This is a genomic window from Streptomyces sp. NPDC093600 (assembly GCF_044764755.1).
Taxonomy (GTDB): Bacteria; Actinomycetota; Actinomycetes; order Streptomycetales; family Streptomycetaceae; genus Streptomyces.
Genome location: NZ_JBIWIU010000002.1, coordinates 527,369 through 543,053 on the forward strand (window position 1 = coordinate 527,369; position 15,685 = coordinate 543,053).

Annotated in this window: 11 protein-coding genes and 1 pseudogene; 3 read left to right on the top strand and 9 right to left on the bottom strand. The window is 71.9% G+C overall.

Features of this window, described 5'->3' with window-relative positions; translation table 11 throughout:
- The first annotated feature begins 72 nt into the window (after positions 1-72).
- Positions 73-996, top strand: a complete 924-nt coding sequence (locus ACIRB4_RS08065; protein WP_403289218.1) for an SDR family oxidoreductase — start codon at positions 73-75, stop codon at positions 994-996.
- Between the two features lie 27 nt (positions 997-1,023).
- Here ACIRB4_RS08065 and ACIRB4_RS08070 read toward each other — a convergent pair whose 3' ends face one another.
- From ACIRB4_RS08070 to ACIRB4_RS08095, 6 genes are all read right to left on the bottom strand, one after another.
- On the bottom strand, positions 1,024-1,986 hold the full coding sequence (locus ACIRB4_RS08070; protein ID WP_403289219.1) for a helix-turn-helix transcriptional regulator: 963 nt from the start codon (positions 1,984-1,986) through the stop codon (positions 1,024-1,026).
- Between the two features lie 31 nt (positions 1,987-2,017).
- Positions 2,018-4,714: a pyruvate dehydrogenase (acetyl-transferring), homodimeric type gene (gene aceE, locus ACIRB4_RS08075; protein ID WP_403289220.1), complete on the bottom strand. Its 2,697-nt coding sequence runs from the start codon at positions 4,712-4,714 to the stop codon at positions 2,018-2,020.
- 294 nt (positions 4,715-5,008) lie between these two features.
- Positions 5,009-5,632, bottom strand: a complete 624-nt coding sequence (locus tag ACIRB4_RS08080) for a GntR family transcriptional regulator (RefSeq protein WP_356895317.1) — start codon at positions 5,630-5,632, stop codon at positions 5,009-5,011.
- A 115-nt stretch (positions 5,633-5,747) separates the two neighbouring features.
- Positions 5,748-7,595 (bottom strand): 2-oxoglutarate dehydrogenase, E2 component, dihydrolipoamide succinyltransferase, encoded by a 1,848-nt coding sequence (gene sucB, locus ACIRB4_RS08085; protein ID WP_403289221.1) that lies wholly within the window; start codon positions 7,593-7,595, stop codon positions 5,748-5,750.
- A gap of 62 nt (positions 7,596-7,657) precedes the next feature.
- Complete coding sequence (lpdA, locus tag ACIRB4_RS08090; protein ID WP_403289222.1) at positions 7,658-9,046, bottom strand: dihydrolipoyl dehydrogenase; 1,389 nt, start codon at positions 9,044-9,046, stop codon at positions 7,658-7,660.
- Between the two features lie 276 nt (positions 9,047-9,322).
- A complete protein-coding gene (locus ACIRB4_RS08095) occupies positions 9,323-10,831 on the bottom strand; it encodes a leucyl aminopeptidase (protein WP_403289223.1) in 1,509 nt (502 codons plus the stop codon).
- A gap of 274 nt (positions 10,832-11,105) precedes the next feature.
- Here ACIRB4_RS08095 and ACIRB4_RS08100 point away from each other — a divergent pair, with 274 nt between their 5' ends.
- Positions 11,106-11,738 (top strand): spherulation-specific family 4 protein, encoded by a 633-nt coding sequence (locus ACIRB4_RS08100; RefSeq protein ID WP_403289224.1) that lies wholly within the window; start codon positions 11,106-11,108, stop codon positions 11,736-11,738.
- A gap of 43 nt (positions 11,739-11,781) precedes the next feature.
- Here the strand turns inward: ACIRB4_RS08100 and cobS are convergent, their stop codons facing one another.
- Complete coding sequence (gene cobS, locus ACIRB4_RS08105; RefSeq protein ID WP_403289225.1) at positions 11,782-12,552, bottom strand: adenosylcobinamide-GDP ribazoletransferase; 771 nt, start codon at positions 12,550-12,552, stop codon at positions 11,782-11,784.
- Positions 12,553-12,619: 67 nt separating this feature from the next.
- Between cobS and ACIRB4_RS08110 the strand changes: the two genes are divergently transcribed.
- Positions 12,620-13,390, top strand: coding sequence for a hypothetical protein (locus ACIRB4_RS08110; RefSeq protein WP_403289226.1), 771 nt, complete (start codon positions 12,620-12,622; stop codon positions 13,388-13,390).
- Here the strand turns inward: ACIRB4_RS08110 and ACIRB4_RS08115 are convergent.
- A complete protein-coding gene (locus ACIRB4_RS08115) occupies positions 13,324-14,040 on the bottom strand; it encodes a hypothetical protein (protein WP_403289227.1) in 717 nt (238 codons plus the stop codon). The two genes, ACIRB4_RS08110 and ACIRB4_RS08115, sit on opposite strands and share 67 nt — an antisense overlap.
- Positions 14,037-15,627 (bottom strand): annotated as a pseudogene (locus ACIRB4_RS08120) (phosphatidylglycerol lysyltransferase domain-containing protein). The gene ACIRB4_RS08115 and the pseudogene ACIRB4_RS08120 overlap by 4 nt, the downstream one beginning before the upstream one ends.
- Between the last annotated feature and the right edge of the window lie 58 nt (positions 15,628-15,685).

The following is a 15,685-nucleotide window of genomic DNA, read 5'->3' on the forward strand; positions in this document are numbered from 1 at the left end:
GTGCGACGCACCCGGAAACGGCCGAAAACAATCCGGACAGAGGATGTCGTACTTTCCTGGGACGCTCGATTCATGACCGACGAAACGAAGCCGCTCGGCGGCAGGATCGCCCTGGTGGCCGGTGCGACCAGGGGCGCGGGACGGGCCATCGCCGTACAGCTGGGCGCGGCCGGAGCCACGGTGTACGTGACGGGACGCACCACACGGGACAGGGTCAGCGAGGTCGGACGCACCACCGAGACCATCGAGGAGACCGCCGAGCTGGTGACGGCCGCCGGCGGCGAGGGCGTCGCCGTCCCCACCGACCACCTGGAGATCGACCAGGTGCGGGCCCTCGTCGACCGGATCGACCGGGAGCGGGGACGGCTGGACATCCTCGTGAACGACGTGTGGGGAGGCGAACACCTGATCAAGTTCGGCGACACGTTCTGGGAGACCGACCTCACCGGCGGCCTGCGCATGCTCGAACTCGGCGTCAAGACCCACGCCATCACCGCACGGCTCGCGGTGCCGCTGCTCGTCCGGCACCCCGGCGGCCTCGTCGTCGAGGTCACCGACGGCACGGCCGAGTACAACACCACCCGGTTCCGCGAGAACCTCTTCTACGACCTGACCAAGAACGCGCCGATCCGGATGGCCTTCGGCCTCTCCAAGGACCTGAAGGACGTCGGCTGCACCGCGGTCGCGCTCACCCCGGGCTGGCTCCGCTCCGAGCAGATGCTGGACCACTTCGGCGTCACCGAGGAGAACTGGCGCGACGCCGTCGAGAAGCTCCCCGACTTCGCCAGTTCCGAGTCCCCGGTCTACGCCGGCCGCGCGGTCGCCGCCCTCGCCGCCGACCCCGACCGGGCCCGCTGGAACGGCCAGTCCCTCTCCAGCGGCCAACTGGCCAAGGAGTACGGCTTCACCGACGCCGACGGCTCCCGTCCGGACGCCTGGGGCTACATCATCGCCAAGGAGAGCGACCCGGACGTCTCCGTCGACGACTACCGCTAGCGCTGAGCGGTTCATCGGCTGAGCGGCTCAGCCGTACAGCGCCGCCATGCCCCGGGCCGCCTCCGCGAACCGCGCGCGGAGGCTGTCCGGGGCGAGCACCTCCGCCTCCGGACCGAGCGCCAGCAGCTGCGAGAAGGCGACCTCCTCGTTCTCCACCCGGAGCGTCACCGTCACCCGCCCCTCCGCGTCGGTCGACCCCGAGGCCAGCGCCTCCTCGACCGCCGCGCGGTCCGTGACGTACGGCAGCCGGCGGGCCCCCGCCTCCGACAGCCGCAGCACCACCTCCGTACGCAGCAGGGACCGGGCGAACTCCGCCGCCCGCGCCTCCCAGAACGCCGGCAGATCGAAGCCCTCGTCCCGTACGAAGCGCTCCTCGCCGAGCGCGACCGCCGTGAAGCGGTCCACCCGGTACGTACGGAACGAGGAGCCGGCCCGGGCGCACACGTACCAGACGCCCGCCTTCAGCACGAGCCCGTACGGCGCCAGTTCGCGGTCTACCTCCGTGTCGCCGCGGCGGTAGCGGGCCGAGATCATCCGGTCGTCCCACACCGCCTCGGCGATCGGCGCGAGCAACTCCGGTGTGCGCGGCTCCTGGTACCAGCCGGGCGCGTCCAGATGGAAACGCTGCGCCGCCGACTCCGGGGCGTCGCGCAGCGACGGCAGCAGCGCCGCCGACACCTTCAGCCGGGCCGCCGAGGCCGCGTCCCCGAGCCCCATGTCCCGCAGCGCCCCCGGCAGCCCGGACAGGAACAACGCCTCCGCCTCGCCGCGGGCCAGCCCCGTGAGCCGCGTGCGATAACCGCCGACGAGCCGGTAACCCCCGCCCCGCCCCCGGTCCGCATACACCGGAACCCCCGCCTCCGAGAGGGCGAGGGCATCACGGGTGATGGTGCGCTCCGACACCTCCAGCTCCTCGGCCAGTTCGGCCGCCGTCATCGAAGGACGGGACTGGAGGAGCAGCACCATCTTGATCAGCCGGGCAGCGCGCATGAGAGGCATTCTGCCCGGCCGGTCGAAGGCCTTACAGGCCGTAGCGCTCGCGCGCCTCCTTCACGGCCGTCGCCCGTACCTCGCCGCGGCGGGCGAGCTGGGCCAGGGCCGCGACCACGATCGACTGCGCGTCGACACCGAAGTGGCGGCGGGCCGCCTCGCGGGTGTCCGACAGGCCGAAGCCGTCCGCACCGAGCGAGGAGTAGTCCTGCTCGACCCACTGCGCGATCTGGTCCGGCACCTGCCGCATGTAGTCGGAGACCGCGAGGACCGGGGAGTCGATCCCTTCGAGCGCCTTGCGGACGTACGGGACCCGCTCCTCGCCGCGCAGCAGCGCCGCGTCCGCCTCCAGCGCGTCGCGCCGCAGCTCGGTCCAGGAGGTCGCGGACCACACGTCCGCGCCGACACCCCACTCCTCGGCGAGCAGCTTCTGCGCCTGCAGGGTCCAGTGGATCGCCGTGCCCGAGCCGAGCAGCTGGACGCGCGGGGCGTTCGCGGGCAGGGACAGACCGGCCGACTCCGCCGTGTTGAAGCGGTACAGGCCCTTGATGATGCCCTCGTCCACACCCGCCGGCTTGGCCGGCTGCGGCATCGGCTCGTTGTAGACGGTGAGGTAGTAGAAGACGTCCCGGTCCTCGCCCGGGGCGGCCTCGCCGTACATCCGGCGCAGGCCCTCCTTGACGATCGCCGCGACCTCGTAGGCGAACGCCGGGTCGTACGTCAGCGCGGCCGGGTTGGTCGCCGCGATCATCGGCGAGTGGCCGTCCGCGTGCTGCAGTCCCTCACCGGTCAGCGTCGTACGGCCCGCGGTCGCGCCGACGAGGAAGCCGCGGCCGAGCTGGTCGCCGAGCTGCCACATCTGGTCGGCGGTGCGCTGCCAGCCGAACATCGAGTAGAAGATGTAGAACGGGATCATCGCCTCGCCGTGCGTCGCGTACGACGACGAAGCGGCGATGAAGTCGGCCATCGAACCGGCCTCGGTGATCCCCTCGTTGAGGATCTGGCCGTTGACGGCCTCCTTGTAGTACATCAGCTGGTCGCGGTCGACCGGCTCGTACGTCTGGCCCTTCGGCGAGTAGATGCCGAGCGACGGGAAGAGCGACTCCATACCGAAGGTACGGGCCTCGTCCGGGACGATCGGGACCCAGCGCTTGCCGGTCTCCTTGTCGCGGACCAGGTCCTTCACCAGCCGTACGAACGCCATCGTGGTCGCCACCGACTGCGAGCCGGAGCCCTTGTCGAACGCGGCGAACGCCTTCTCGGCCGGCGCGGGCAGCGGGGCCAGGGCGTGCGTGCGGCGGGCCGGGGCGGGGCCGCCGAGGGCCGCGCGGCGCTCCTGGAGGTAGCGGACCTCGGGGGAGTCGGCGCCCGGGTGGCCGTAGGGCACCACGCCGTCGACGAACTGCGCGTCCGAGATCGGCAGCTCAAGCAGGTCGCGCATGTTCTTGAACTCGTCCACCGAGAGCTTCTTCATCTGGTGGTTCGCGTTCTTCGAGGCGAAGCCCTCGCCGAGGGTGAAGCCCTTCACGGTCTGCGCGAGGACGACCGTCGGCGCGCCCTTGAACTCCAGCGCGGCCTTGTACGCGGCGTACACCTTGCGCGGCTCGTGGCCACCGCGCGAGAGGTGGAAGCACTCCAGGATCTTGTCGTCGCTCAGCAGCTTCGCCATCTCGACGAGCGCCGGGTCGGAGCCGAAGAAGTCCTGGCGGATGTAGGCCGCGTCCCGGGTCTGGTACGTCTGGACCTGGGCGTCCGGGACCTCACGCAGCCGGCGGACGAGCGCGCCGGAGGTGTCGAGCTGGAACAGCTCGTCCCAGGCGTTGCCCCACAGCGACTTCACGACGTTCCAGCCGGCGCCGCGGAACTGGGCCTCCAGCTCCTGCACGATCTTGAAGTTGGCGCGGACCGGGCCGTCCAGGCGCTGCAGGTTGCAGTTGATGACGAAGGTCAGGTTGTCCAGACCCTCGCGGGCGGCGAGTGCGAGGGCCGCCGTCGACTCCGGCTCGTCCATCTCGCCGTCACCGAGGAACGCCCACACGTGGGACGCGGAGACGTCCTTGATGCCGCGGTTGGTGAGGTAGCGGTTGAAGCGCGCCTGGTAGATGGCGGAGAGCGGGCCCAGACCCATGGAGACGGTCGGGAACTCCCACAGCCAGGGGAGGCGGCGCGGGTGCGGGTAGGAGGGCAGGCCCTCGCCGCCCGACTCCTGCCGGAAGTTGTCGAGGTGCGCCTCGGTGAGGCGGCCGTCGAGGAAGGCGCGGGCGTAGATGCCGGGGGAGGCGTGGCCCTGGATGTAGAGCTGGTCGCCGGAGCCGTCGGCCTCCTTGCCCTGGAAGAAGTGGTTGAAGCCCGTCTCGTACAGCCAGGCCGCCGAGGCGAAGGTGGCGATGTGGCCGCCGACGCCGTGCTTGGCGCCGCGGGAGACCATCGCGGCCGCGTTCCAGCGGTTCCAGGCGGTGATCCTCCGCTCCATCTCCTCGTCGCCGTCGATGCCCGGCTCGGCGGAGGTGGGGATGGTGTTGACGTAGTCCGTCTCCAGCAGCTTGGGCAGGGCCAGGCCCGCGCCCTCGGCGTGCTGGAGGGTGCGGCGCATCAGGTAGGCGGCCCGATGAGGGCCGGCGGCCTTGGTGACGGCGTCGAGGGAGGCCGCCCACTCGGCGGTCTCCTCGGTGTCACGGTCCGGGAGCTGGTCGAGCTCACTCGGAATCTTGCCTACGGGATCGGTCATGATCGCCGCCTTCCGGACAGATGGGGGTGGAGAAGGGGTGCCTTGTCTGGCAGGACAGGGCGAGGGCCGGGGTGCGGCCCGCCGAAGACTGTAAGCCGCCGATCGATGATCGATCAAAGGGTTGAAGGCGAAAACCTCTTCGGATCGGGAAAGTCGGCACAGGGTGCCGCGAAAATGGGCACCGGGTGCCTTGTTTTCGCAGGTGAGGAGCCGGATGAGGTCGGGCGCGCACGAATGAGCGGACCGCCGTCCGGACGGTCCGCTCGATGGGTTGTCGGGCCTGCGAAAGGGGGCTCAGGCTCTCGGCGCACAGCCCAGGACATGGGCCTTGACCAGGGCGCCGATGTTCGGGTCGCCCCGCCGGAAGGCCTCCACCAGCTCCTGGTGCTCCTCGGCGTACGACTTCTGCACCGTGCCCAGCCAGCGGATCGACAGCGCCGTGAAGACCTCGATGCCCAGGCCCTCCCAGGTGTGCAGCAGCACACCGTTCCCGGCCGCCTTCACCAGCTCCCGGTGGAAGGCCACGGTGTGCCGCACCTGCGCCGTCCCGTCGGCCGTCCGGTCCGCCTCGTACAACGCCGTCACATGCGGCTCCAGGGCCGAGCAGTCCGCCGCGAGACGGGTCGCCGCCAGCTCGGCCGCGATCTGCTCCAGACCGGCCCGGACGGGGTAGCTCTCCTCCAGATCGGCCGCGGTGAGGTTCCGTACCCGTACGCCCTTGTTGGGGGCCGACTCGATCAGCCGCAGCGACTCCAGCTCCCGCAGCGCCTCGCGGACCGGGGTCTGGCTGACCTCCAGCTCCGTGGCGATCCGCCGCTCCACGATCCGCTCGCCCGGCTTCCAGCGGCCGCTGACGATGCCCTCCACGATGTGCTCGCGGATCTGTTCGCGCAGCGAGTGGACGACGGGCACGCTCATGAAGCCGCTCCTTAGGGACGTGCTGACGCCTATGACAATACGGCGGCGCCCCTGCCAGGGAGTACTCCCCGGCAGGGGCGCCGCTGGTGAGCCTTGTTACAGCTCAGGGGCTTGCCTACAGGCCGAGCTCGACCTCGAACTCGCCGGCCTCGAGGATCGCCTTGACCGTCGTCAGGTAGCGGGCCGCGTCGGCGCCGTCCACCAGACGGTGGTCGTAGGAGAGCGCGACGTACGTCATGTCGCGGATCGCGATCGTCTCACCCAGGTCCGGGTGGTTGACGACGACCGGACGGCGGACCGTGGCACCGATGCCCAGGATGGCGACCTGGTTCGGCGGCACGATGATCGTGTCGAACAGCGCGCCCCGCGAGCCGGTGTTGGAGATCGTGAAGGTCGCGCCCGAGAGCTCGTCCGGCGTGATCTTGTTGCCGCGGACCTTGCCGGCCAGCTCGGCGGTGGCCTTCGAGATACCGGCGATGTTCAGGTCGCCCGCACCCTTGATGACCGGCGTCATCAGACCCTTCTCGGAGTCCACGGCGATGCCGATGTTCTCCGAGTCGAAGTACGTGATGGTGCCCTCGTCCTCGTTGATCCGGGCGTTGATGACCGGGTGGGCCTTCAGCGCCTGGGCCGCCGCCTTCACGAAGAACGGCATCGGGGACAGCTTGACGCCCTCGCGGGCCGCGAAGGAGTCCTTCGCGGCGGCGCGCAGACGCATCAGCTTGGTGATGTCGACCTCGACGACCGAGGTCAGCTGGGCCTGGCCGTGCAGCGCCTTCATCATGTTGTCGCCGATGACCTTGCGCATGCGGGTCATCTTGACGGTCTGGCCGCGGAGGGGGGAGACCTCCAGGGCCGGCGCCTTCGCGGCGGGAGCCGGGGCGGCAGCGGCGGCCGGAGCCGGGGCGGCCTTCTTGGCCTCGGCGGCCGCGAGGACGTCCTGCTTGCGGATACGGCCACCGACGCCGGTGCCCTTGACGGTCGCCAGGTCGACACCGTTCTCGGTGGCGAGCTTGCGGACCAGCGGGGTCACGTAGGCGCCGTCCTCCGCCGGCTGTGCGGCGGCGGGGGCGGCCGGAGCCTGGGCGGCCGGAGCCGGAGCCGGAGCCGGAGCCGGAGCCGCCGGGGCGGGCGCCGGCGCGGGGGCCGGGGCAGCCGGAGCGGCCTGGGCGGGCGCCGGGGCCGGAGCCTCCGGGGCCGGTGCCGGGGCGGCGGGAGCGGCCTGGGCGGGAGCCGGAGCCGGAGCGGGCGCCGGGGCCTCGGGAGCGGCGGCCGGAGCCGGAGCGGCGGCCGGGGCGGCACCCGCGGCACCGATGACGGCCAGCTTGGCGCCGACCTCGGCGGTCTCGTCCTCACCCACGACGATCTCGAGCAGGACGCCCGACGCCGGAGCGGGGATCTCGGTGTCGACCTTGTCCGTGGAGACCTCGAGCAGCGGCTCGTCGGCCTCGACCGACTCGCCGACCGACTTCAGCCAGCGGGTGACGGTGCCCTCGGTGACGGACTCGCCCAGCGCCGGCAGGACGACGTCGGTGCCCTCGGCGGAACCGCCGCCGGCCGCGGCCTCGGCCGTCGGGGCCGGAGCCGGGGTCTGCACCTCGGTGGAGGGGGCGGCCTGCGGCGCGGGGGCCGGGGCCTCCTGCTGCGGGGCCTCCTGCTGAGCGGCCGGAGCCGGGGCCTCGGCCTGGGCCGGCTCGGCGGCCGGAGCGGCCGCGTCGGCACCCGAGCCGTCGTCGATGATCGCCAGCTCGGCGCCCACCTCGACGGTCTCGTCCTCGGCCACCTTGATGGAGGACAGGACACCCGACGCGGGGGCGGGGATCTCGGTGTCGACCTTGTCGGTCGAGACCTCGAGCAGCGGCTCGTCGGCCTCGACACGCTCGCCCTCGGCCTTGAGCCAGCGGGTGACGGTGCCCTCGGTGACGCTCTCGCCGAGCGCCGGCAGGGTTACGGAAACCGGCATGGTTTCAGTTGCTCCTAACGAATTGCGGAAAGTGGTCGTCGCGCCCGTAGATGACGTGAGCGTCAGTCGTGGGAGTGGAGGGGCTTGCCGGCCAGAGCCAGGTGAGCCTCGCCGAGCGCCTCGTTCTGCGTCGGGTGGGCGTGGATGAGCTGCGCGACCTCGGCCGGCAGCGCCTCCCAGTTGTAGATCAGCTGCGCTTCGCCGACCTGCTCGCCCATGCGGTCACCGACCATGTGGACGCCGACCACGGCACCGTCCTTGACCTGGACGAGCTTGATCTCGCCCGCGGTCTTCAGGATCTTGCTCCTGCCGTTGCCCGCGAGGTTGTACTTCAGGGCGACGACCTTGTCCGCGCCGTAGATCTCCTTGGCCTTCGCCTCGGTGATCCCGACGGAGGCGACCTCCGGGTGGCAGTACGTCACCCGCGGCACGCCGTCGTAGTCGATCGGAACCGTCTTCAGACCGGCCAGACGCTCCGCCACCAGGATGCCCTCGGCGAAGCCGACGTGCGCGAGCTGGAGCGTCGGGACGAGGTCGCCCACGGCCGAGATCGTCGGCACGTTCGTGCGCATGTACTCGTCGACCAGGACGTAGCCGCGGTCCATCGCGACGCCCTGCTCCTCGTAGCCCAGACCCGACGAGACCGGGCCGCGGCCGATGGCGACCAGCAGCACCTCCGCCTCGAAGGTCTTGCCGTCGGCCAGGGTGACCTTGACGCCGCTGTCGGTGTACTCGGCGGACTGGAAGAACGTTCCGAGGTTGAACTTGATGCCGCGCTTGCGGAAAGCGCGCTCAAGAAGCTTGGAGCTGTTCTCGTCCTCGGCCGGGACCAGGTGCTTCAGACCCTCGACGACCGTCACGTCGGTCCCGAAGGACTTCCACGCGGAAGCGAACTCGACGCCGATGACACCGCCGCCGAGGATGATCGCGGACTCCGGGACACGGTCCAGGGTCAGCGCGTGGTCCGAGGAGATGATGCGGTTGCCGTCGATCTCCAGGCCCGGCAGCGACTTCGGCACGGAACCGGTCGCGAGGAGCACGTGCCGACCCTCGACGCGGCGGCCGTCCACGTCGACCGAGGTCGGGGAGGACAGGTGACCGTGACCCTCGATGTAGGTCACCTTGCGGGAGGCGACGAGTCCCTGCAGACCCTTGTAGAGGCCCGAGATCACATCGTCCTTGTACTTGTGCACGGCCTTGATGTCGATGCCCTCGAAGGAGGCCTTGACACCGAACTGCTCCGCCTCGCGGGCCTGGTCGGCGATCTCGCCGGCGTGGAGCAGGGCCTTCGTGGGAATGCAGCCGTTGTGCAGGCAGGTGCCGCCGAGCTTGTTCTTCTCGATCAGTGCGACGTCCAGGCCCAGCTGCGCTCCGCGCAGCGCCGCGGCGTAACCGCCGCTACCGCCGCCGAGGATCACTAGGTCGAAAACGGTGCTGGCGTCGTTCGCCACGTCACGTCCTCCATGCATGTGCGCCGGTCGCCGGTCATCTCCGACCGGGCGGCGGCTGGTGTTCGGCCGCTGTTTCTTCGGCCCTGTGGTGGGGGCCCTGTCCTGCCGAGAACCCATCTTCGCACTTGTTGCCGGACGGCGGGACGCGGGGCCGGGGTGTGAGACGGCCGATCGCCCGTACGGACAGGTGATCGGCACGTACGAACGTACGGATTTCGTCGTGAGCGCAACGGCCCCCGGGCTCAGCACCCGGGGGCCGGTGGCACGCGCGAGCGGTCAGAGCTCGCCGTCGGCCGTGCGCTCCGCCAGCCGCACCAGCGTGCGGACCGCGGATCCCGTGCCGCCCTTCGGGGTGTAGCCGTACGGCGCCCCCTCGTGGAAGGCCGGGCCCGCGATGTCGAGGTGGGCCCAGGTGATGCCCTCGCCGACGAACTCCTTGAGGAAGAGGCCGGCGACCAGGCCGCCGCCCATCCGCTCGCCCATGTTGGCGATGTCGGCGGTCGGGGAGTCCATGCCCTTGCGCAGGTCCGCGGGGAGCGGCATCGGCCAGGACTGCTCGCCGACCTCCTCGGCGATCTCGTGGATCGCGGTGCGGTAGGCGTCGTCGTTGGCCATGATGCCGAACGTCCGGTTGCCCAGGGCCAGGACCATCGCACCGGTCAGGGTCGCCACGTCGACGATCGCGTCCGGGTTCTCCTCCGAGGCCCGGGTCAGCGCGTCGGCGAGGACGAGGCGGCCCTCGGCGTCGGTGTTCAGGACCTCGACGGTCTTGCCGCTGTACATGCGCAGCACATCGCCGGGGCGGGTGGCCGAGCCCGACGGCATGTTCTCGGCGAGCGCCAGCCAGCCGGTGACGTTGACGGCCAGACCGATCCGGGCGGCGGCGACGACGGCGGCGAACACGGCGGCGGCGCCGCTCATGTCGCACTTCATCGTCTCGTTGTGGCCGGCCGGCTTCAGCGAGATGCCGCCCGAGTCGTAGGTGATGCCCTTGCCGACCAGGGCGAGGGTCCGCTCCGCCTTCGGGTGGGTGTAGGCGATACGGACCAGCCGCGGCGGGTTCTCCGAACCGGCGCCGACGCCCAGGATGCCGCCGTAGCCGCCCTTGGCGAGCGCCTTCTCGTCCAGGACCTGGACCTTGAGGCCGTGCGCCTTGCCCGCGGCCTGAGCCTCGGCGGCGAAGGCGGCCGGGGTCAGGTCGTTCGGGGGCATGTTGATCAGGTCGCGCGCCCGGTTGATCTCCTCGGCGACCGCCTGCGCGCGCTCCGCGGCGGCCTTGAAGGCCTTGTCGCGCGGCTTGGCGCCCAGCAGGGCCACCTCGGCCAGCGGCTTCTTCCCGTCCTTGCCGTTCTCCTGGTAGGCGGTGAAGGCGTACGCGCCAAGCAGCGCGCCCTCCGCGATCGCCGCGGCGTCCTCGACGGCGGCGATCGGCAGCGCGAACGCGGCCTTCTTGGCGCCGGTCAGGGTGCGGGCGGCGGTACCGGCGGCACGGCGCAGCGCCTCGGTGCCGAACGCCTCGCCGTCCTCGGGCGCCGAGCCCAGGCCGACGGCCAGGACGACGGGGGCCTTCAGACCGGCGGGGGCGGGCAGCTTGGTCACCTCACCCTCGGCACCCGAGGCGCCCAGGGTCTCCAGGACGGCGGCGAGCTTTCCGTCGAACGCCTTGTCCACGGCCTCGGCGCCCGGCGTGACGACGAGGGCCTTGCCCGACTTCGCTACGCCGACGACGAGTGCGTCGGCGCGCAGCGTCGCCGCACCGGCAGTGCTGAGAGTGAGAGCAGTCACGGTGGTGAAATCTCGCTTCCGTTGAGTCCTGTGGCGGTCGAGGGATGGGCCGACCGTGCCCGCCGTATCGTATTTCGGCCCGATGAGCGCCGGGAACGAGCCTACGCTCGCTCTCCGCGTTCGCTCACGGCGACGGCGATTCACTCGTCAGAGGTGTCTCCTTCGCGTTCACCGCGCACGCCCGGAGAGCTCGTCCACACTCGGCCGACGTGCCCGCCACCGTCCCCCTGCGCCCTGCTTACCCGACCGACCGCCCATCGTGCCTAGGGAAGTTGTGAACCCGACTCGACCGGTCCCCTCTCTGCTGGTGCCCTTCTACGAGCACCCCGCCGACCGTCCGGAGGCGTGGACGGCGGTGATCGAGTCGGCGCGCGCCCTCTACGGCGTCGTGCTGAACCCCGCCGACGGCGCCGGACCGGCGCCCGATCCCGCCTTCGCCGCCGTCGCCGGCCGGCTCCGGGAGGCCGGGGTGCGGGTGCTCGGCTACACCGACACCGCGTACGGCCGGCGCCCGCACGGCGAGGTCGTCGCCGATCTGCTCCGCCACCGCGACTGGTACGGCGCCGACGGCGCCTTCCTGGACCAGGTGCCGACCGAGCCGGGGGCCCTGACCCACTATCAGCGCCTCGGCGTCGCCGCGCGGGCCGCCGGGGCCCGGACCGTGGTCCTCAACCACGGCGCGCACCCCGCCCCCGGCTACGCCGACCTCGCCGACCTGCTGGTCACCTTCGAGGGCCCCTGGGACTCCTACCGCACGCTCGACCTGCCCGTCGCCGACCACTACTGCCACCTCGTCTACGCCGCCCCGCCCGACGCCCTGCCCACGACCCGGGTCCACTGCGCGGTCCCCGGCGCGGGCGCCCACCCGTGGGGCACGCTCCCGCACGCCCTGGCGCCCGTGCGATGAGACGGCCGCTGTTCCCCGGGGTCCTGGACAGGGCCCCGGGGGTTCAGAGAGCGCCCAGGGTCAGTGCCACCAGCGCCACCGTCCCCGCGGTCTCCTCCACCGCCCCGAACACGTCCCCCGTCACCCCGCCGAACCGGCGCACACACCGTCGCAGCAGCAGCGCGGCCGCCCCGAGCCCCGCCACCGCCGCCAGGACGTGACGGACCGCGTCGTACGGCGAGAACAGCGCGCCGGCGGCCGCGCACAGGATCAGGACGCCCCCCGTGACCAGCGCCGCCGACCGGGCCGGGACGGTCGAGGCGACCATCGCGCCCAGGCCCTCCGGGCGGGCCGCGGGGACGCCCGCGCGGGAGGCGTGGGTCAGCGCGAGGCGGGCGACGGTCGCGGCGAGCGCGGCGGCCACCGCGCCGTGCGCCCAGCCCTCCCCGTACAGCCGGTGGAGCGCGGCGACCTGGGCGAGGAGGACGAAGAGGAGCACGACGACGCCGAACGGGCCGATGTCCGACCGTTTCATGACGGCGAGCGCCTCCTCGGCCGGCTTCGCGCTGCCGAGGCCGTCCGCCGTGTCCGCGAGCCCGTCCAGGTGCAGCCCCCTGGTCAGCAGCGCGGGCACCGCCGCCGTGACGACGGCTGCGAGCAGCGGGCCCGCGCCGAGCAGCAGGAACGCGCCGCCGAGCGCGGCGGAGAAGAGGCCGACGACGAGGCCGGCGAGCGGGGCCCAGAGCATGCCGGCGCGCGCCGCGTCCCGGTCCCAGCGGGTGACGCGGGCGGGCAGCACGGTCAGGGTGCCGAAGGCGAAACGCAGGCCGTCCATCCGGGCAGGGTAGGCCAGAGCCCGGCCTTGTAAATTGCGCATTGAGCGCAAACCGGAAGTGGGTGGCATGGGTCACTGGTTCTCCCGCAACATCGTCGAGCCCGGGAAGCTCCCGATGCTGCTCGCCCTGGCCTCCTTCGTCCTGACCTTCCTGGTCACGCGGACGATCACCCGGCTGATCCGGGCCGGCAGGGGGCCGTTCAAGAACGTCTCTCCCGGCGGTCTGCACATCCACCACGTCGTCCCGGGCGTCGTGCTCACCGTCGTAGGCGGCTTCGGCGCCATCGGCAGCGGACGGCACGGCGTCGGCGTCGCCGTCTTCGCGATCGTCTTCGGGATCGGTGCGGGTCTCGTCCTCGACGAGTTCGCGCTGATCCTCCATCTCGACGACGTGTACTGGAGCGAACAGGGGCGCCAGAGCGTGGAGGTCGTCGTCCTGACGGCCGCGCTGGTGCTGCTGGCACTCGGCGGCTTCTCACCGCTCGGCGTCGACGACATGACCGCCGACGAGCGCCAGAGCCGGGCGACCTTCCTGCTCACTCTCGCGGGGAACTTCCTCTTCGTGCTCATCGCCCTGGTGAAGGGGAAGTTCCGCATGGCCGTCATCGGCGCGCTGGTGCCGTTCGTCGCGATCGTGGCGGCCGTACGGCTCGCCCGTCCCGGCTCCTGGTGGTCACGGCACGCCTACGCCCGCCGCCCGCGGACCCGCGCCCGCGCCACGGTGCGCGCCTACCGCCACGACCGGCGCTGGACCCGCGTCCGCCGCAGGGTTCAGGACCTGATCGGCGGCTTCCAGGAGCGCGCCCCGGGCCCGGGCTCCGGTTCCGGCCGGCCTTGACGGCGCTCCCACCAGGCGACGCAGGCGATGAGCCCGAGCACGGCCGCGATCGCCGCCAGATGCTCCTTGCCCGCCAGGTTGTTCTTGACGAGGATCTCCACGACCATCGCGACGATCACGAGGGCGCCGGTCCACCGCGCCCGGTGGCGCCAGCAGACGTAGACCGCGAGGCCCACCACGGCGGCCGACGGTCCGGTGTCGACGACCCGCGCGTCCGAGGCCGGCAGCCCGAGCGGGTTCTCCGGGCCGAGCGCGATGCCGATCCGGGCGTACAGCGTCCCGGCCAGCGTGGCGAGATAGGCGATCGCGAGCGTCCGCCACCGGCCCAGGCAGATCTCGGCGATCCCGAAGACCAGCAGGATCTGCGCCAGCGCGCCCCACACCGGCAGATCCAGGGCCGGTACGAACAGCGAGAGCGGGGTACGGAGGAGGGCGAGCCAGAGCGGTTCCTCGGCCCGTACCGAGCCGACGTTCTGCACCGGCTGATAGCCCCACTCCTGGTTCTGCATCAGCTGGAACGCGGACGTGAGGCAGATGGCGGTCAGCGTCAGCGGGATCGCCCGCCACCCGCGCGCGACGAGGGCCGTCCGTACGGCGGTGAACAGCGACCCCCACTCGCGGCGGGCGAAATCCTTGAGGGCGGGCCTCATCTCCGGCCCTCCAGGTGCTTGCGGTGCAGCCACTTCGGCAGCCCGGGGGCCTCCAGGAAGCCCTCCCGCCCCGAGCCTCGAGCCGCGTTCGAAGACGGAGCGGAACATCGCGAAGTTCAGTGAGACCGGGGTGATCCCGATCTCCTCGGCGCGCTGGAGGAGTTCGATGACCATGAACTCCGTCAGGCCGTTCTCGGAGTCCCGGTCACGCCGCATCAGGTCCAGCGAGAGGCCCTTCGGGCCCCAGGGGACGAAGGAGAGCAGGGCCCGCGGCGCACCGCTGCCGTCCGTGCACTCCAGCATCACGCACCGGCCGTCGCGCGGGTCGCCGAGCCGGCCGAGGGCCATCGAGAAGCCCCGCTCGGTGGCCCCGTCGCGCCAGTCGTCGGCCTTGCGGAGCAGCTCGTCCATCTCGTCGGCCGGGATGTCCTCGTGGCGCCGGATCCGCACCTGGTGCCCGGCCCGCTTCACCCGGTTGAACGCCTGCCGGACCGTGCGCATGGCCCGGCCGTCCAGGGTGAACTCCGCGGTCTCCACGATCGCCTCGTCGCCCAGCTCCAGGGCGTCGAAGCCGTGCCGCGCGTAGACGGTGCCGCCCTCCTCGCTCGCGCCCATCACGGCCGGGATCCAGCCGTGCTCGCGGGCCTCGGCCAGCCACGGCTCGATCGCGCCGGGCCAGGCCTCCGGGTCGCCGATGGGGTCGCCGGAGGCGAGCGAGACGCCGCCGACCACGCGGTAGGTGATCGCCGCCTTCCGGCTGGGGGACCAGACCACGCTCTTGTCGCGACGCAGCGCGAAGTAGCCGAGCGAATCGCGGTCCCCGTACCTGTCGAGCAGCGCCCGCAGTCTGTCCTCGTCCTCCTCGGTGAGCGGGTCGACGGCCCGGCGCGAGCGGAAGGCGGCGAAGAGCACGGCGATCAGCAGCAGCGTGTACAGGACGTTGATGGTGACGTCGACCCAGCCCGGTGGGGTGATCCCGTCGAAGCGGGAGCCGTCCGAGGCCAGGGTGACCAGCCGCATCACGCCGTACCGCCAGCGCTCCAGGAAGGTGGAGGTGCCGGGGGAGGTGTCGGTGACGGTGACCAGGACCGCGGCGAGCAGCGAGGCGACCAGGAGTCCGCCGACCGCCACGGCCGCGGCGAGCATCGGGTTGGAGCGGTCGCCCTTGGCGTAGAACTCCCCGCGGCCGAGGAGCAGCGCGAGCACGAACGCGGCCGTGAGGGCCAGCGAGACCCAGTTCTGGGCGTGCTGCCGGATCTCGGGGAGGGTCATCGCCAAGGCGAGGAGCAGCAGGAAGAGCCCGCTGAGCACGGTGTTGAGGATCCAGGCGGCGCGCTTGCGGCGGCGCATGGTGATCGCAAGGAAGAGCGTGAAGACGCCCGAGGCGAAGCCCGCGGTCAGCAGGTACGGGGTGAAGTAGTCGTCCGTGTTGTGCCGGCGGAGGTCCTGGCCGAAGGAGACCCAGACGGCGCTCAGGAAGTTGACGAACGTGACGGCGCGCAGATACCAGACGGCGAAAGCGGCGCCGCGCCGCGATCGGGCCGTGCTCCCGGGCGCTCCTTCGGTGGACAAACGGACCTCTCCCATGAAAAGCGATCATATGGGGCATCGCTCGTCATGATCGGTCGCCGGGCGCACCCGTCCG

Excerpts from the sequence above, each read along its gene's own strand:
- ACIRB4_RS08065 (WP_403289218.1), top strand. The coding sequence starts at position 73 with ATGACCGACGAAACGAAGCCGCTCGGCGGCAGGATCGCCCTGGTGGCC.
- ACIRB4_RS08070 (WP_403289219.1), bottom strand. The coding sequence starts at position 1,986 with ATGCGCGCTGCCCGGCTGATCAAGATGGTGCTGCTCCTCCAGTCCCGT.
- aceE (WP_403289220.1), bottom strand. The coding sequence starts at position 4,714 with ATGACCGATCCCGTAGGCAAGATTCCGAGTGAGCTCGACCAGCTCCCG.
- ACIRB4_RS08080 (WP_356895317.1), bottom strand. The coding sequence starts at position 5,632 with ATGAGCGTGCCCGTCGTCCACTCGCTGCGCGAACAGATCCGCGAGCAC.
- sucB (WP_403289221.1), bottom strand. The coding sequence starts at position 7,595 with ATGCCGGTTTCCGTAACCCTGCCGGCGCTCGGCGAGAGCGTCACCGAG.
- cobS (WP_403289225.1), bottom strand. The coding sequence starts at position 12,552 with ATGGACGGCCTGCGTTTCGCCTTCGGCACCCTGACCGTGCTGCCCGCC.
- ACIRB4_RS08110 (WP_403289226.1), top strand. The coding sequence starts at position 12,620 with ATGGGTCACTGGTTCTCCCGCAACATCGTCGAGCCCGGGAAGCTCCCG.
- ACIRB4_RS08115 (WP_403289227.1), bottom strand. The coding sequence starts at position 14,040 with ATGAGGCCCGCCCTCAAGGATTTCGCCCGCCGCGAGTGGGGGTCGCTG.